The organism is Acrocarpospora macrocephala (assembly GCF_009687865.1).
GTDB lineage: Bacteria > Actinomycetota > Actinomycetes > Streptosporangiales > Streptosporangiaceae > Acrocarpospora > Acrocarpospora macrocephala.
This window is the reverse complement of sequence record NZ_BLAE01000125.1, coordinates 1-16,383: the sequence shown is the minus strand read 5'-3', so window position 1 is coordinate 16,383 and position 16,383 is coordinate 1. Positions and strand designations below refer to the sequence as shown.

The window sequence follows — 16,383 nt, the reverse complement described above, 5'->3', positions numbered from 1 at the left end:
CGCCGCCACCGACGGCTGGTACGCCCTGCTCACCAACCTGCCCCCCGATCAGGCCGACACCGCCACCGTCCTGACCCTCTACAAAGGACAGGAAGCGGTCGAACGCCGCTACTCCGCCTTCAAAGGCCCCCTGGCCGTCGCAGCCCTCTACCTGAAGAACAACCGGCGCATCGCCGCCCTGGTCACCGTCATCTGCCTGGCCCTGCTCATCTTCTCCCTCATCGAACGCCAGGTCAGACACGCGCTGGCCGAACAAGGCCAGATCAGAGTCGAGGGTTTGTATGCCGGACGACCGGCCATCCCCACCGGCAGGCTCATCCTCGACGCGCTGGCCACCATGAAGATCATCCCTGGAAACGGCCAGGACCCGCCGATCATCCCGCAACCGACGGTCCTTCAACTCCGCTTGCTCGACCTCCTCGATACCGACCCTCGGCAACTTCGCTGAAGATCACCGATGCGCGGAAAACGGGTCTAGCCGCCGTACGCCCTGTGGCCGCACATTCCCCGATGAACGGCCATGCCAATGGCTCCGCGCGCCCGCCAGGGCGATCATCCAAACCAGGACTCCACCGTGTCCCCCATCGTGGAGAAGTTCATCGCCCCACCGTCACCACCGTCACGGCGCTCATCGCGAGACTGACCTTCGCCCTTCAGTTTCGGGAACGTATGGCGCCTACTCGCGAGGCTGGCGTCTTCGGCGTGAATCGCACCAGCTCCTCGGTATCCAGCACATCTCCTCCGCAACCCGAGTCCGACTGGACTCAAACCCGCCAGCGCGCTCCTCGCCTTTTCCAGCCTGCCAACTCTCGGACTCAGCGTCACCGAACCCCCGCCCCCGGCGAGTACGGCCGCGCCGCCATCGACGCCGTCGCACCACTCCTCACCGCCCAGCGCACGGCCACGACCATCTCGAAGTCCGACTCTCCAGCGGAACCGACAGACCCCAGCAATCCCTCGCCCAGGCGTACGCGCGAGCGCCCTCTTAATCGACGGCGGTGATGTGGTCTTCGGCGGTGTTGGAGCCCGCGTTGCCCGCTGGCAGCATTAGGGCGGCGGCCTCGCCGGTCCCTCCTGGGCCATGGTCGATGAACGCGGTCATCGGTTGGTATCCGAAGGTGTGTTTCCAGCGGTTCGGACACGGGATCGAGTCTCGGTGTCGCGTTGCCCCTGCTGCATTACCTGCCCCTGGTCGCGTCTTGCGGGGTCGAGGTGAACCTTCACGCGACGGCGCTCTACAACTCGCTGTTCAATCGGCGACGAGCAGATGATCGTGAACGCCCACGTGTTCGGGATGAACGCTTATGGCACCCCCGTCTACCACCTCCGCAGGACCGGAGAAGGCGGTCTCTTCGATGCCTACGCTCAGAGCTTCCAGGCCGTATGGGAGCAAGTCCCACCCAGCGAAGATGGAGTGACACGCGTGGCACGCACGGAGTACTACGACGATCCTGAAGCGCCCACACCCAACGCCCTCGTCGTTGGTGTCTCCACCGTCATCACAGACGAGCAGGGGCGGATTCTCCTTCAGCGCCGGGTCGACAACGGCTTGTGGGCTCTGCCCGGGGGCGGGATGGACCTCGGAGAGTCGGTGCCCGCAGCCGCCGTACGTCGGGTGGGGCTTCGGGAGCGGGCCCGGTCCGGGAGCGTGGACCAAGCGGCCGAGTCGCCGACCGGTCGGCGACTGCGGACGGAAGAGAGCGAAGAAGGAGAGCGCCTTACTTGTGCCGAAAGTAGACGAACAGGCGGCCGTGGTTCTTGGCGTCCTTGTCGATGCGGTGATACAGGGCTTTGATGTGTTTCTGATCGAGGAATCGGAGAACTTTCTTCTTGAGCTGGCCGGAGCCCTTGCCGGGGATGATCTCCACCTCGGTGGCCTTCTTGGCGATGGCCTCCTGGATGATGCCGTTCAGGGCGCGGTCGATCTGGTCGCCCTTATTGAAGATGTCGTGGAGGTCCAGCTTCAGCTTCATGGAGCGAGTGTAACTTGCGCCTAAAATTGACACCGAACGTGTCAAACACGCATCTAGCCTGGGAAATCGGGGCTAGTTAAACTCCGTGTCAGGTCTGGCCAACCGGTGATCGGGGGTCAAGCCGTCGTCAACCACCGGGGAGGGTTGGGGTCCCTTCCGCGCGCCCTGAAACGGGTGGGGGGTGGCACGACGCCTCTTGCTGTGCGATGACGAGTCCCGCAGCCCACATGGAGGTTTCGTGTCAAGGAAGCCACGTTCGTCGAGACACTTACGCCTGACCGGCGCAGCGGCCGTGCTCAGCCTGGTCGCGGCGATGGTCCCCACCGGATCCGCGGCCGCGGATCCCACTCCCTCGCCCAAACCTTCGTTCAGCGCCAAGCCGCTGGGCACGCCCGAACTCGTGTACGGCGCCAAGTCGGCCACCGGGCAGCTGGCGAAGAGTGATGAGAACCTGCTGAAGTCGAGCTCCTCGGAGCCCGTGAACGTTGTCGTGAAGCTGGACTACGACTCGCTGGCCGCCTACAAGGGCGGGCTGAGCGGGCTGCCCGGCACCAGCCCGGCGGTGACCGGGGAGGAGCTGGACCCGGACAGCGCGGACGCCAAGAAGTACGTCAAGCACATCGAGGGCGTGGAGAACGAGTTCCTGGCCGCCCTGCCCGGGGAGGTCGCGGGCGCGAAGGTCGGCCAGAAGCTGCGCACCGTGTACGGCGGCGTCGCGCTCACCCTGCCCGCCAACGAGGCGAAGGACCTGCTGAAGCTGCCAGGCGTGGCGGCCGTGCAGGCGGACACGCTGGAGAAGCCGCTGACGGACTCCAGCCCGGACGCCATCGGCGCCACCCCCGTCTACAACGAGCTCGGCGGCGCGCCGTCCTCCGGCAAGGGTGTCATCGTCGGCATCCTGGACTCGGGGGCGTGGCCGGAGCACCCGTCCTTCGCGGAGACCGCCGAGATCCCGGCTCCCCCGGCGAAAGCCGACGGGACGCCGCGTACCTGTAACTTCGGCGACAACCCGCTGACCCCGGCCACGGACGTGTTCGTCTGCAACCGGAAGCTGATCTCGGGGCAGCCGTTCCTCGCCACCTACAACGCGGTCGTCGGCGGCGACGTCTACCCGACCAGCGCGCGTGACTCCAACGGGCACGGCACCCACACCGCCACCACGTCGGCGGGCGGCCCGGTGGCGGACGCCAACCCGCTCGGCATCTCGCGCGGGAAGATCCACGGCATCTCGCCCGCCTCGCACGTGGCCGTCTACAAGGTGTGCGGCGCGGAGGGCTGCTTCTCCACCGACTCGGTCGCGGCGATCGCGCAGGCGATCCTGGACGGCGTCAAGGTGATCAACTTCTCCATCTCCGGCGGCGCGAACCCGTACAGCGACGCGGTCGAGCTGGCGTTCCTGGACGCCTACGCGGCCGGCATCTTCGTGGCGGCCTCGGCCGGCAACTCCGGCCCGGGCGCGGGCACGACCGACCATCGCGGGCCGTGGGTGACCACGGTGGCCGCCTCCACCCAGAAGCGCACGTTCGAGTCGACCATCACCTTCACCGGCGGGCCGACGATCAAGGGCGCCTCGATCACGGCCGGCATCGACACGGCCAAGCCGGTGGTGCTGGCGTCGGCGCCGCCGTACAACGACCCGCTGTGCCTCAACCCGGCGCCGCCCGGGCTGTTCACCGGGAAGATCGTGGCGTGTGAGCGCGGGCCCAACCGGGTGCTGAAGGGCTTCGCCGTCAGGCAGGGCGGCGCGGCCGGCATGATCCTCTACAACAGCACGCCGCTGGACATCATGACCGACAACCACTGGCTGCCGGCCGTGCACATCGACAAGCCGGCCACCGACGTGCTGCTGGCGCACCTGGCCGCCACGCCCGGCGCGACGGCCACGTTCACCCAGGGCACGAAGGCCAACTGGCAGCGTGACTCGATCACCACGTTCTCCTCGCGCGGGCCTGGCGGGGACTTCCTCAAGCCGGACGTGACCGCGCCCGGCCTGCACATCCTGGCCGGGACCACGCCGACGCCGGAGTCGCCGCTGGAGGGCCCGCCCGGCAACCTGTTCATGGTCATCGCCGGCACCTCGATGTCCTCGCCGCACGTGGCGGGCGCGGCGGCGCTGCTGCGCTCGCTGCACCCGGACTGGACGCCGGGGCAGGTCAAGTCGGCGCTGGAGACCACGGCGCGGAGCAACGTCACCAAGGAGGACCGGGTCACCCCGGCCGACCCGTTCGACACCGGCGGCGGCCGGATCGACCTGGGCGAGGCCTACGACGCGGTCCTCACCCTCGACGAGACCGCGGCCAACTTCGCGGCCTCGGCGGACGACCCGCTCAACCGGATCGACCTCAACCTGCCGTCGATCAACGCGCCCACCATGCCGGGCGTGATCACCGCCAAGCGCACCGTCAAGAACGTCACCGACGAGACCGTCTCCTACACCGCGCGCGGCAAGACCACCAGCGGCGCGTCCATCACGGTCTCACCGGCGGAGTTCGACGTGCCGGCGGGCGGGAGCCTCGAGCTGACCATCACGATCAGCGCGCCGGACCTGCCGGACGGGCAGTACTTCGGGGAGATCGACCTCCGGCAGGAGGACGGGAACAAGGATCACCGCCTGCCGGTGGCGTTCTTCCGCAAGGAGGGCGCGATCCCGATCGAGCAGGACTGCGCGCCGTCCACCATCGTCCGCAACGCCGGCGAGTCCACCTGTACGGTCACCGTCAAGAACGACACGCTGGAGGACACCGAGGTCACCGCGCAGAGCACGCTGAACTCCAAGCTCCGCCTCAACAGCGTGACCGGGGCCACCCAGGTGGACACCCAGACCGCCACCACCCAGGTGACGCTCAACGGCCGGCAGCCCGACCGGCCGGTCATCGCCCCCGGCGAGCTGTTCGGCTACATCCCGCTGGATCTGTTCACCGCACCGACACCGGTCGGGGACGAGCAGGCGCTGAACTTCAACGTCCCGCCGTTCCAATTCGCCGGGCAGACGTTCAACCGGATCGGCATCACCTCCAACGGGTACGCGGTGGCGGGCGGCACCAACGGCTCGGCGGACATCCAGTTCACGCCGCAGACGCTGCCGAACGCGGCCCGGCCGAACGGCGTGCTGGCGCCGTTCTGGACGGACCTCGACGGCACGGGCGCGCCCGGCATCTACGCCACCGTGCTCACGGACGGCGTCGACGACTGGATCGTCCTGGAATGGCGGCTCAACCTGTTCGGCACGAGCACCCAGCGGGTCTTCCAGCAGTGGATCGGCGTCAACGGCGTCGAGGACATCACCTACGCCTACCCGGGCGCGCTGCCCTACCCGGGTGACGCGTACGGGCTGACCGTGGGCGCCGAGAACACCGATGGCAGCGCCGGAAGCCAGATTCCGGCCGGCACCGGGGTCACGTCGGACTACCGGATCACCAGCACGCCTGGTGCTCCCGGTGAGTCGCTGACGTACACGCTGAAGGTCAAGGGCGTGGCCGGCGGCACCGGCACGGTCACCACCTCGACCTCCACCGATCAGGTGAAGGGCATCACCGTGGAGGTGGACAACATCACAGTCCAGTAGCACGGCATGAAGACGGGCCCGGCGGCTATCCGCCGGGCCCGTCCCGTGCTAACGAACGTGGTTTCAGCCGCGCAGGTAGCCGACCAGGTGCTCCCGTTCGGATTCCAGTTCCTCGATGGCGCTCTTCACGACGTCGCCGATGCTGACGATGCCGACGAGCCGTCCGTCCCGTACGACGGGGACGTGCCTGATCCGATGGTTGGTCATGGTCTGGCGGAGGTCCTCCACGTTGGCGTCCGGGGCGCAGGTGCGCACCTCGGAGGTCATGATGGAAGAGACCGGGCCGCCCAGGACATCCGAGCCACGCTGGTGGAGATGCCGCACGACATCACGCTCTGAGACGATTCCGGCGATGGTGGCTCCGTCCTCTGACACCACCACCGCGCCGATGTTCTGCTCCGCGAGCACGCCGAGCAACTCCGCGACCGTGGCTTGCGGAGCCACGGTAACGACACCGGCTCCCTTACCCTGCAAGATCGTACCGATCAGCAACCGACACCACACCCTTCCTGCCGGGGGTACAGGTGGGGATCCCCTTTTCGGATCCCGGCTAAGCGTCCGAAAAGGCAAATCCTGTCCACACAGGGGACAATCCTCAATGACCCTGCGTCAAGGCTCCTGGCTGCCCACTTTCGGCAGCGTGAATCCCCGCTACCCCCTGTAGTTCACTTGATCGACACACGTCTTCTTTAGGCTGGGGTGATGCGCGCCCCTCTGGCCGTCGCCGGTTACACCGACGAAGTCCTCGACGCCGTCGGCGGGACGCTCACCGAAGCGGAACAGGACCGGGCCGGACGTTTCACCCGCAAGCAGGACCGCCTCGACTTCGTCGCCGCCCACCTTCTGGTCCGGCACTGCGCGGCCGAACTCCTCGGCGTGCGCGCCTGCGTGCTCACCCTGGTGCAGTCCTGCGAACGCTGCGGCCGGGCCCACGGCCGCCCGTCCATCGCCGAGGCCCCCGAACTGTCGGTCAGCCTCGCCCACACCGCTGGCTACGTCTCGGCCGCCGCGGGCCTGGGGAAGGTGGGCGTGGACGCCGAGCACGCCACCGCGGGCCGGGCCGACGAGAACCTGATCGCGCTCGCCCTCACGCCCGCGGAAGCCGACCTGGTCGGCCTCGACAACCGCAAGCTGATCCGCCAGTGGGTCCGCAAGGAGGCCCTGGTCAAGCGGGGCGAGCTCGCCCTGGACCGGCTCCGCGAGGTGGACCTGTCCAAGCTGCCCTTCGAGGGCAGGAGCCACCAGTGGGACGGCCGCCACCTGCTGGAGTGGACGGCGGGCACGGTGATGGCCACCGCGATCTTCAACGAGCCGGGCGAGCTCCGCCTGATGGGCGGATGAAGTGATATTGGGCGATCCTCCGGATCGGGTCCGGGGTACGCGGCAGGCGTACACGATCTTTATGCTGGAGGAATGGCAGATCCCCGCTGGCTGAGCCCAGCTGAGCAGTCGGCCTGGCGTGCCCACCTGGCGGCGCACCGGCTCCTCACCCACCGGCTCGACCGCGAGCTGCAGGAGCACGGGCTGTCGTTCAACGACTACGAGATCCTGGTCAACCTCTCGGAGAGCCCCGACCGGCGGATGCGGATGAGCGATCTGGCCGACGCGACGATCCAGTCCCGCAGCCGGCTGTCCCACCAGATCTCCCGGATGGAGGCGGCGGGCCTGGTGACCAGGGAGAACTGCGAGGACGACCGGCGGGGCACGTTCGCGGTGCTGACCGGCGAGGGCTGGGACACCATCCAGCGGGTAGCGCCGGATCATGTGGCGGGAGTGCGCCGCCATTTCATCGACCTGCTCACCCCGGCGCAGGTGGCGGAGCTGGACGAGATCTACACCCCCGTCATCGCCAAGCTCCAGGGCAAATAGCCCGCGCCCCGGATGGCCCGGGAGTGGCTACTATCCGGCTGTGCGAAGAATCCTCTGGACGATCCTCTCCGGCGCGAGCCTGCTGCTCGGGGCGGCGTGCAGTTCCTCCGATCTGCCGTCGGGGCCCGAGCTGCTGGTGAAATCGGGCGCCGCGATGGCCGCCGTCAAGACGGTCGCGTTCACGCTGACCACGGAGGGCAAGCCCGCCATTCAGGTGAAGCGGGCCGAGGGCAGCCTGACCCGGGCCGGGGACGCGAAGGGGACGATCCAGATCGAGCTGATCGGCACGCTGCAGGAGCTGGAGTTCGTGCTGGTCGGCGAGGACGTCTACCTGAAGGGCCCGACCGGGGGCTACCAGAAATCGATGACCCGGGCGCAGCTGGCCGCCTTCTACGATCCGGGCATGGTGATCGCGGGCGTGCCGGAGCTGCTGACCGCCGCCCAGGAGGTCACGGTGCAGGGCGAGGAGGGCAACGCGTACAAGGTGGGGGTGACGTTGCCGCCGGAGGCGTTGAAGAAGGTGGTGCCCGGCATCGACCAGACCGCGCAGGGCACGCTGCTGATCGACAAGGCCTCCAGCCGCCTGACCAGGATCGACCTGCCGGTCACCGGCGGCACGATCACCGTCACGCTGGCCGACTACGACGCGCCGGTCACCGTCACCGCTCCCCCGCTGTCGTGACCGGGCCGGTCCAGAGCGCGCTGCGCGGCCGCGGGGTCGCCCTGGGGGTCGGCGGCGCGGCCGTGCTGCTGGCGGCGCTGGACGCGTACGTGGTGGTGACGGTCCTGATCGACATCGCGGCGGACGTGGACGTGCCGGTGAACCGGCTGGAGCGGGCGACGCCGATCGTGACCGGGTTCCTGCTCGGCTACGTGGCCGCGATGCCGTTACTCGGCCAGCTCTCCGACCGGTACGGCAGGCGCCCCCTCATCCACGCCTGCCTGGCGGGCTTCGCGGCCGGCTCCCTGATCACGGCACTGGCGGACTCGATGCCGCTGCTGGTGGCCGGGCGCACGCTGCAGGGCATCGCGGGCGGGGCGCTGCTGCCGATCACGATGGCGCTGATCGGCGACCTGTGGGACGCCAGGACCCGGCCGGTCGCGCTCGGCGTGGTCGGGGCGGCGCAGGAGCTCGGCAGCGTGCTCGGCCCGCTGTACGGCGCCGCCCTCGCCGCGCTGCCCCTGTTCGGCTGGCGGACGATCTTCTGGGTCAATCTGCCGCTGGCGCTGGCGGCGGCGATCGCGGTGCAGCGCTGGGTGCCGGGGACGAGAGATAACGGGCGGGAGCCGTACCAGCGGGTGCGGATCGACGTGGTCGGCGGGTCGCTGCTGGCCGTGGCGCTGGGGCTGCTGGTGGCGGGGCTGTACAACCCGACGCCGGAGAAAACTGTGCTCCCGTCGTGGGGGCTGCCGTGCGTGCTGGCGGGCGCGGTGGCGCTGGTCGTGTTCGTGGTGTGGGAGATCAGGTCGCCGGTGCGGCTGCTGGACCTGTCGGGGGTGCCGAAGCGGCCGTTGCTGGCCACGCTCGGGGTGAGTTTCCTGGCGGGGGCCGCGCTGCTGGTGACGCTGGTGGACGTGCAGCTGGTGGCGCAGACGCTGCTGGGTGTGGATCCGGTGGGCGGCGCGCTGGTGCTGACCCGGTTCCTGGTGGCGCTGGCGGTGGCGGCGCTGGCCGGGGGGTGGCTGGCGCGGCGGTTCGGGGAGCGGCTGGTGTCGGTGGCCGGGCTGGCCATCGCCGTCGCCGGATATATCAGGATCTGGCAGTGGCCGGTCGAGCTGGGGGATCATCTGACCCGCGTCGATGTGGATCTGGTCGTGGCCGGGCTCGGGCTGGGGCTGGTGATCGCGCCGGTCTCCTCGGCGGTGCTGCGGGCGGTTCCCGCGCAGCGGCACGGGATCGCCTCCGCGGCGGTGGTGGTGGCCCGGATGATGGGCATGCTGCTCGGTGTGGCCGCCGTGTCCGCCTGGGGCTTCCACCGCTTCCAGTCGCTCACCGCGGAGCTGGACACGCCGCTGCCGTTCGGCGTCGCCGCGGAGGAGTTCACCCGGCGGCTGGCCGACTACGAGGCCGCGGTGAAGGCGGCCCTGCACACCGAGTACTCGGAGATCTTCCTCATCACCGCCGTGCTGTGCGCGATCGGCGCGCTGGCCGCGCTGGCGATGCCGGGCAAATCTGAGTAGGGGGGTGCTCAGGCGGGTTCCCCGCCCTCCGGACACGATCGACATGTGCGTCCGTATCCGACCGGATATTTCCCGGTCAGAGCGGGACAGGCGTCCCGTGCAGTCGGGACGCCGGGTGGCACACGCTAGGCCGGTAGCGCCCCGCCTGTAGCCGGGGCCGTCGATACGTCGTTCAGGAGCCCTCCATGCGCAAGGTCTTTTTCTGGTTCTCGGTGCTGACACTGGTGGCGGTGCTGGCCCAGTTCTACCTCGCCACCTTCGGCGCGTTCGAGCGTCCCGCGCCGGCCCCCGGCTCCGAGAACGCCGCGATCCTGCCGCACATCATCAACGGCACCATGATCATTCCGTTGCTCTCGATCGTGCTGACCGTCATCGCGGCCATCGCCAAGGTCGGCCGCCAGCTGATCTGGCTGTCGATCACGCCGTTCGCGCTGGTCGCCGTGCAGCTGTTCGTGATCTTCGAGATCGCCGGCCTGCTGGGGGCGAGCGAGGACAAGACCACCACCGCCAGCCTGTTCGTGCTCGGCTTCCACGCCCTGGACGGGGTCGCGATCCTGTTCGTGGCCGTGACCGTGGTCCGCAAGGCCCGCGCCCTGGTCAAGACCCAGGTGGCGGAGCCGGTGGCCGTGCGCGCGTGAGCACCGGCCAGCTGATCGGCCTCGATCAGATCCTGCTCATCCTGGTCGCCGGGTTGTGGGCGGCGTCGGCGGGAGTCGCCGTCGCCGCCCTGCGCGGCTCCGCCAGGAACCTGGCCGCGATCGCCGCGGCGCTGATCGCCGGGGCGATCGTCATGACCGCCCTGCGCGGGCTGACCACGGCGGGGCTCGCCGCGGCGGGCTGGTGGTTCGCCGCCGAGAAGATCACCCTGGCGATGCCGCTGGTGGTCGTGCCCGGCCTGGCGACGGCGGCGGTCACGCTGCCCGCCCTGATCCGGTTCTGGCGGCACGGGAGCCCGCTCGAACCGGCCAGGACAATGCCCGTGGTGATCGCCGCCATCGGCGCGGTCGCCGGGGTCGCGTGCGACCTCGTGATCTCCTACCCGGTCACCGTGTCCGCGGCGATCGTGGTGCTGCTCGCCGCCGGAGGTGCGTCGGCGCTGGCCTGGCGTGTCCTCTCGGGGCGTACGGGCGACCGCTGGCGGGTGGCGGGCACGGCGGTGGTGCTGCTCGCGGCGTCCTGGGCGATCTCCGGCAGCTGGTCGGGGAGCGCGTTCCACGCGGGCCACGGCGCGAGCGCCACCGGCGTCTCGGTCGCCTCTCTCGTCGGCGCGCCCACACCCAGCGCCCGGAAGTTCACCCTGATCGCCAAACCCGCCACGCTCAAGCTGCCCTCGGGCCGTACCTTCGAGGCCTGGACCTTCAACGGCCAGTCGCCCGGGCCGACGCTGCGGGTCAAACAGGGCGAACACGTGGAGCTGACGCTCCGCAACGAGCTGCCCGGCCAGGCGGTCACCATCCACTGGCACGGCTACGACGTGCCCAGCGGCGAGGACGGCGTGCCCGGCGTCACCCAGGACGCGGTCCTGCCCGGCGGCTCGCACGTCTACCGCTTCCAGGCTGCCGACCCCGGCACGTACTGGTACCACAGCCACCAGAACTCCAGCCTCGCCGTCGCCAAAGGCCTGTACGGCCTGCTCATCGTGGACCCCGCCCCCGGCGACCACACCCTCGCCCTGCACACCTACGGCGGCCTGACGATGTCCCTGGACGACCAGCCGCCCTCCGACATGCTGGTGAAGACAGCCATCCCGCCTGGCAGTCCGGTACGGCTCCGCGTGGTCGACACCAACAGCCTCCCGGTCGAACTGGGTCTCACCGGGGTTCCGTACCGGCTGGCGGCCGTGGACGGAACGGACGTGCCCGGCGCGACCGACCTGAACGGGAACCGGCTGCGGCTGGCCGCGGGCGGCCGCTACGACCTCACGTTCACCATGCCCACCGGCCCGGTCTACCTCGACGTCGAAGGCCACCCCGGCCTGCTCATCAACGGGGAGGCCCCGCCCAAGCCCGCGTCAGGACCCCTGGTCGACATCACCGCGTACGGCGCGGGGACGCCGGTTCCCACCGAATTCGACCAGGAGATCACCTGGGTGCTCGACCGCACCCTGGCGATGGTCGACGGCAGGCCCGCGCTGGCCTACACCGTCAACGGCAAGGGCTTCCCCAACATCCCGACCCCCCTGGTGAAGCAAGGCCAGAAGATCCTGATCCGGGTCGTCAACCGGAGCTCCGACACCCATCCGATGCATCCGCACGGCCACCACGTGCAGGTGCTGTCCAGGAACGGCGTGCCCGCCAACGGGATCTGGATGGACACCTTCGACGTCCAGCCCGGCGAGGTGTGGGAGGTGGCGCTGACCGCCGACAATCCGGGCGTCTGGATGTCGCACTGCCATGATCTGGCGCACGCCGTCCAAGGGATGGAGTTCCATCTCGCCTACGAGGGCGTCACCAGCCCGTTCGGCCTGGGCGGGAACGCCGGCAACCACCCGGCCTAGGAACGCAGGAACGCGAGCACGGCCAGCACCCGGCGGTGCTGGTCGGTGTCGTCCGCGTACAGGTTGAGCTTCACGAAGATGCCGCGGATGTGCTTCTCCACCGCGCCCTCGGTGACGACCAGCTGGCGGCTGATCGCCGGGTTCGACCTGCCCTCCGCCATCAGCGCCAGCACCTCGCGCTCGCGCGGGGTGAGCGAGCCGAGCGGGTCGTCGCGGCGGCGGCGGACCATCAGCTGGGCGACCACCTGGGGGTCGAAGACCGTGCCGCCGCCCGCCACCCGGCGCAGCCCGGTCAGGAACTCCTCGACGTCCACCACGCGGTCCTTGAGCAGGTAGCCGACCCCGCCCCTGGCGTCGGCCAGCAGGTCGTCAGCGTAGGAGACCTCGACATACTGGGAGAGGATCAGGATCGGCGCGCCCGGCACCTTCTGCCGGGCCGCCACCGCCGCCCGCAGCCCCTCGTCGGTGAAGGTGGGCGGCATCCGCACGTCCACCACGGACACGTCGGGCCGCAGCTCGTCCACCGCGGCGACCAGCTCGGTGCCGGTGCCGACCGCCGCGAGCACCTCACAGCCGAACTCCTCGAGCAGGCGCACCAGGCCCTCCCTGATGAGCACCGCGTCGTCGGCCACCACTACCCGCACGGAACCTCCGCCACGATCATCGTCGGCCCGCCGGCGGGCGACTGGACGGCCAGCTCGCCCTCCACCGCGCGCAGCCGGTCGGCCAGGCCGGACAGGCCGTGCCCCTTGGCGACATGAGCGCCGCCGACCCCATCATCGCCGATCGTGAGCAGCAGCGTGTCGCCCACCCGGGTCAGCGTGATCGTGCACAGGGTCGCCCGGCTGTGCTTGGCCACGTTGGTGAGCGCCTCGGCGGTGACGAAGTAGACGGTGTTCTCGACCAGCGCGGGAAAGCGTTCCGCGGTGCGCACGTCCAGCTCCACCGGGACGGTGCAGCGCCCGGCCAGCGCGGCCAGCGCGGGCGAGAGCCCCCGGTCGGCCAGGATCGGCGGGGCGATGCCCCGGGACAGGGCGCGCAGCTCGTCCAGCGTCTCCCGGGTGGCGGTGATCGCCTGCCCGATGGTGGCGCTGGCCGCCGCCGCGTCCCGCTCCATCAGGCGCTGGGCCCGCGACAGCTCCATCGCCAGGTGCACCAGCCGCTGCTGCGGCCCGTCGTGGATGTCCCGCTCCAGCCGCCGCAGCGCGTTCGCCTCGGCGTGCGCGGCCGCGTTCCTGCCCTCGGTCAGGTCGTCGATCCGCTCGTGCAGCTCGGCCACCCCGGTCAGCAGGGCCCGCCCCAGACCGGCCTGGAGCAGCGCGCAGGTCCGTACGATCGGGAACAGGGTCGCCAGGCCGAGCAGGCCCAGGAAGAAGTAGAAGGGCGCGTTGACGGCGTAGCCCTCGCCGAGGCCGAGGAGCTCGGGGAGTTCCACGTTGCCGGGGATGTTGCTGGTCACCCAGCCGTACAGGGGGTAGGCGAGGCCGGCGACCGCGACGGCCCACCAGGTGACCGCGACCGTGAAGGTGACCACGGAGACGGGGAAGGCCACCATGGCGTGGAGCAGGTCCAGCCAGGACTGGCCGGCCAGCATCGGGTTGACCACGCGGCGCAGCCAGCCCGCGCCGGGCGGGCTCTCCGGGTAGCGCGGGCGGGCCAGGTCCCGGCCTAAAACGGACTTCAGGCGGACGCGCTCCAAGTCGCCGAAGCCGCGGGCGGTCAGCAGGGTCAGCCCGATGATCGGAACCCCGATCCAGACCACCACCAGACCGGCACCGGCCGAGATTCCGGTGATGAGCACGCAGAACGCGATCGTGGTGAAGAGGAAGCCCTCGATCAGGTAACGGGTGTCGCCCAGCAGGCGGTGGAAGAGTGTTCTCATGGCTCTCAAACTAGGATTCTCACCCCTTGGCTTCGAGCCGGTCCACTGCCCTCCTGGGGGTAGGGCAGACCCTACTTCTTCTTCCGCTTCTCCCGGATCTTCATGGTGACCTCGATCGGCGATCCGGCGAACCCGAACTCCTCGCGCAGCCGCCGCTCGATGAACCTGCGGTAGGTCTCCTCCAGGAACCCGGAGGTGAACAGCACGAACTTGGGCGGCTCGGTGGACGCCTGGGTGGCGAACAGGATCTTCGGCTGCTTGCCGCCGCGCACCGGCGGCGGGGTGGCCTGCACCAGCTCGGTGAGGAACTGGTTGAGCCGCCCGGTGGACACCCGGGTCCCCCACGAGTCGATGGCCAGCTCCAGCGCCGGAACCAGCTTCTCCACGTGGCGGCCGGTCAGGGCGGAGATGTTCACCCGCAGCGCCCACGGCGTGCGGACCAGCTGCCGCTCGATCTCCTTCTCCAGGTAGTAGCGCCGGTCCTCGTCGACCAGGTCCCACTTGTTGAAGGCCACCACCATGGCCCGGCCCGACTCGATCACCAGCGAGATGATCCGCAGATCCTGCTCGGTCAGCACCTCGGAGGCGTCGATGAGCACGATCGCCACCTCGGCCCGCTCCAGCGCCGCCCGGGTCCGCATGGCCGCGTAGAAGTCGGCGCCCTTCAGCTCGCGGTCCCGGCGCCGGATCCCGGCCGTGTCGATGAACCGCCACGGCTTGCCGCCGAGCTCGATCAGCTCGTCCACCGGATCCCTGGTCGTGCCCGCCATCGGGTCGACCAGCACCCGCTCCTCGCCCGCCACCTTGTTCAGCAGCGAGGACTTGCCCACGTTCGGCTTGCCCAGCAGCGCCACCCGGCGCGGGCCGCGCGCGGCGCCGAACACCACCGGCGGGGTCTCCGGCAGCGCGTCCAGCACCACGTCGAGCAGGTCGCCGCTGGAGCGCCCGTGCAGGGCCGACACCGGGTGCGGCTCACCCAGGCCCAGCGACCACAGCTCGTTGGCCTCCAGCTCCTGCAGCTGGTTGTCGACCTTGTTGGCGGTCAGCACGACCGGCTTGCCGGAACGGCGCAGCACCGAGCCGACCGCCTCGTCGGAGTCGGTGATGCCGACGCTGGCGTCCACCACGAACAGGATCACGTCGGCCAGCTCCGCCGCGAGCTGCGCCTGCTCGGCGATCCGCAGCGCCATCCCGGTGGCGTCCGGGTCCCAGCCGCCGGTGTCCACCAGGGTGAACCTGCGGCCGCGCCAGTTCGCCTCGTACGTCACCCGGTCCCTGGTCACGCCCGGCACGTCCTCGACGACCGCCTCCCGGCGGCCGATGATGCGGTTGACCAGCGTGGACTTGCCCACGTTCGGCCGCCCGACCACGGCCACCACCGGCAGCGGGCCTTCGTCGGCCCGCTCTTCCGGCGTGTCGGTCGCCAGATCGGCGAGTTCGGCCTCGATCCAGCCGCCGTCGTCCTCGTACTCCCCCGCGCTCATGATCGCGTTTTCCCTTTCACGCGCGCCCGGAATTCAGGCGCGCTCCTTGACAAGTCTCAGCACCTCGGCGACGACCTCATCGAGGGTGAGCGCCGTGGTGTCCAGTTCGACCGCGTCCGCGGCCATCGCCAGCGGGTCGGCCTTCCTGGTCGAATCGAGGGTGTCGCGGCGGGCCAGCTCCACCCGCTGCGCGGCCACCGTGGTCCCGGCCAGCTCGGCGCTGCGGCGCGTCGCGCGCGCCTCCTCGCTGGCGGTCAGGTAGACCTTGACCGGGGCCTGCGGGGCGACCACCGTGCCGATGTCGCGGCCCTCCACCACGATGCCGCCCTCCTTGAGGGCCGCCTCGATCAGCTCCCGCTGCAGGGCCACCAGGCGGCGGCGGACCTCGGGCACCGCGCTCACCGCGGAGACCGCCCGGGTCACCTCCGGATACCTGATCGGGCCGTCCACCCGGGTTCCGTCCAGCGTGACGCCGGGAAAGTCCGGGTCGGTGTTCATCTCCAGCATGGGCTCGCCGGCGCGGGCGGCGATCGCGGCCGGGTCGCCTAGGTCGACCTCCAGCTGGAGCATCCACCAGGTGAGCGCGCGATACATCGCCCCGGTGTCCAGGTAGCGCAGCCCCAGCGCCCGGGCCACCCCACGCGACGCGCTCGACTTGCCCGACCCGGAAGGCCCGTCCATCGCGACGATCAGACCCGACACCATCGCTCCCCTTACTTGAGTTGTCCGCCCCCCAAGGTACCGGCAGTCCCGCCCCTGACGCGCATCGAGCGTTCCGCCCAGGCACTCATTTCATATGCGAAACCACGGCGCTCGCGGGGTCGGGCGGAGCCCGAGGGAAAACAAAGGGCTGGGTGGGTGGGAATTCCACGCCCATCGGAAGCCACGGCGCTGGCGGGGTCGGGCGGAGCCCGAGGGAAAACAATGGGCTG

Annotated in this window: 15 protein-coding genes; 9 read left to right on the top strand and 6 right to left on the bottom strand. The window is 70.1% G+C overall.

The annotated features are described in order from the left end of the window. The coding region (locus Amac_RS54345; RefSeq protein WP_218041799.1) for a hypothetical protein at positions 1-448 on the top strand (448 nt) is incomplete at its 5' end. Between the two features lie 819 nt (positions 449-1,267). Further along, the gene (locus Amac_RS58345) at positions 1,268-1,795 is read left to right on the top strand and encodes an NUDIX domain-containing protein (RefSeq protein WP_373869959.1); all 528 of its coding nucleotides are present in this window, start codon (positions 1,268-1,270) and stop codon (positions 1,793-1,795) included. Here Amac_RS58345 and Amac_RS52570 read toward each other — a convergent pair. After that, a complete protein-coding gene (locus Amac_RS52570) occupies positions 1,719-1,973 on the bottom strand; it encodes a Smr/MutS family protein (RefSeq protein ID WP_155361934.1) in 255 nt (84 codons plus the stop codon). The genes Amac_RS58345 and Amac_RS52570 overlap by 77 nt on opposite strands. A 238-nt stretch (positions 1,974-2,211) precedes the next feature. Between Amac_RS52570 and Amac_RS52565 the strand changes: the two genes are divergently transcribed. Then, on the top strand, positions 2,212-5,538 hold the full coding sequence (locus Amac_RS52565; RefSeq protein ID WP_281356426.1) for a S8 family serine peptidase: 3,327 nt from the start codon (positions 2,212-2,214) through the stop codon (positions 5,536-5,538). A 63-nt stretch (positions 5,539-5,601) separates the two neighbouring features. On the opposite strand, the gene Amac_RS52560 is transcribed toward Amac_RS52565, so the two are convergent. Further along, complete coding sequence (locus Amac_RS52560; RefSeq protein WP_155361933.1) at positions 5,602-6,030, bottom strand: CBS domain-containing protein; 429 nt, start codon at positions 6,028-6,030, stop codon at positions 5,602-5,604. Positions 6,031-6,240: 210 nt separating this feature from the next. On the opposite strand from Amac_RS52560, the gene Amac_RS52555 reads away from it, so the two are divergent. The 6 genes from Amac_RS52555 (at position 6,241) to Amac_RS52530 (ending at position 12,085) form a co-directional block, all read left to right on the top strand. Then, positions 6,241-6,879, top strand: coding sequence for a 4'-phosphopantetheinyl transferase family protein (locus tag Amac_RS52555; RefSeq protein WP_155361932.1), 639 nt, complete (start codon positions 6,241-6,243; stop codon positions 6,877-6,879). A 72-nt stretch (positions 6,880-6,951) separates the two neighbouring features. Further along, positions 6,952-7,407: a MarR family winged helix-turn-helix transcriptional regulator gene (locus Amac_RS52550; RefSeq protein WP_155361931.1), complete on the top strand. Its 456-nt coding sequence runs from the start codon at positions 6,952-6,954 to the stop codon at positions 7,405-7,407. 40 nt (positions 7,408-7,447) lie between these two features. Then, positions 7,448-8,089 carry an LppX_LprAFG lipoprotein gene (locus Amac_RS55760; RefSeq protein WP_246269254.1) on the top strand — a complete coding sequence of 214 codons (642 nt, stop codon included), beginning with the start codon at positions 7,448-7,450 and terminating at the stop codon, positions 8,087-8,089. After that, on the top strand, positions 8,086-9,588 hold the full coding sequence (locus tag Amac_RS52540) for an MFS transporter (RefSeq protein WP_246269253.1): 1,503 nt from the start codon (positions 8,086-8,088) through the stop codon (positions 9,586-9,588). The genes Amac_RS55760 and Amac_RS52540 overlap by 4 nt, the downstream gene beginning before the upstream one ends. Before the next feature lie 185 nt (positions 9,589-9,773). Further along, on the top strand, positions 9,774-10,226 hold the full coding sequence (locus Amac_RS52535) for a DUF6220 domain-containing protein (protein ID WP_155361929.1): 453 nt from the start codon (positions 9,774-9,776) through the stop codon (positions 10,224-10,226). After that, positions 10,223-12,085 (top strand): multicopper oxidase family protein, encoded by a 1,863-nt coding sequence (locus Amac_RS52530; protein WP_155361928.1) that lies wholly within the window; start codon positions 10,223-10,225, stop codon positions 12,083-12,085. Before Amac_RS52535 ends, Amac_RS52530 begins: the two co-directional genes overlap by 4 nt. On the opposite strand, the gene Amac_RS52525 is transcribed toward Amac_RS52530, so the two are convergent. The 4 genes from Amac_RS52525 to cmk all read right to left on the bottom strand — a co-directional run bounded on the left by Amac_RS52525 (position 12,082) and on the right by cmk (position 16,156). Continuing rightward, the gene (locus tag Amac_RS52525) at positions 12,082-12,729 is read right to left on the bottom strand and encodes a response regulator (protein ID WP_155361927.1); all 648 of its coding nucleotides are present in this window, start codon (positions 12,727-12,729) and stop codon (positions 12,082-12,084) included. The two genes, Amac_RS52530 and Amac_RS52525, sit on opposite strands and share 4 nt — an antisense overlap. Further along, positions 12,720-13,967, bottom strand: a complete 1,248-nt coding sequence (locus Amac_RS52520) for a sensor histidine kinase (protein WP_155361926.1) — start codon at positions 13,965-13,967, stop codon at positions 12,720-12,722. The genes Amac_RS52525 and Amac_RS52520 overlap by 10 nt, the downstream gene beginning before the upstream one ends. A gap of 71 nt (positions 13,968-14,038) precedes the next feature. Beyond that, on the bottom strand, positions 14,039-15,451 hold the full coding sequence (gene der / locus Amac_RS52515) for a ribosome biogenesis GTPase Der (RefSeq protein WP_155361925.1): 1,413 nt from the start codon (positions 15,449-15,451) through the stop codon (positions 14,039-14,041). A 33-nt stretch (positions 15,452-15,484) separates the two neighbouring features. Beyond that, positions 15,485-16,156 carry a (d)CMP kinase gene (gene cmk / locus Amac_RS52510; protein WP_155361924.1) on the bottom strand — a complete coding sequence of 224 codons (672 nt, stop codon included), beginning with the start codon at positions 16,154-16,156 and terminating at the stop codon, positions 15,485-15,487. Positions 16,157-16,383 lie beyond the last annotated feature (227 nt).

What these genes read in the sequence shown, in the direction of transcription:
- Amac_RS58345 (WP_373869959.1), top strand. Translation starts at nt 1,268, where the DNA reads ATGATCGTGAACGCCCACGTGTTCGGGATGAACGCTTATGGCACCCCC.
- Amac_RS52570 (WP_155361934.1), bottom strand. Translation starts at nt 1,973, where the DNA reads ATGAAGCTGAAGCTGGACCTCCACGACATCTTCAATAAGGGCGACCAG.
- Amac_RS52555 (WP_155361932.1), top strand. Translation starts at nt 6,241, where the DNA reads ATGCGCGCCCCTCTGGCCGTCGCCGGTTACACCGACGAAGTCCTCGAC.
- Amac_RS52550 (WP_155361931.1), top strand. Translation starts at nt 6,952, where the DNA reads ATGGCAGATCCCCGCTGGCTGAGCCCAGCTGAGCAGTCGGCCTGGCGT.
- Amac_RS52535 (WP_155361929.1), top strand. Translation starts at nt 9,774, where the DNA reads ATGCGCAAGGTCTTTTTCTGGTTCTCGGTGCTGACACTGGTGGCGGTG.
- Amac_RS52520 (WP_155361926.1), bottom strand. Translation starts at nt 13,967, where the DNA reads ATGAGAACACTCTTCCACCGCCTGCTGGGCGACACCCGTTACCTGATC.
- der (WP_155361925.1), bottom strand. Translation starts at nt 15,451, where the DNA reads ATGAGCGCGGGGGAGTACGAGGACGACGGCGGCTGGATCGAGGCCGAA.
- cmk (WP_155361924.1), bottom strand. Translation starts at nt 16,156, where the DNA reads ATGGTGTCGGGTCTGATCGTCGCGATGGACGGGCCTTCCGGGTCGGGC.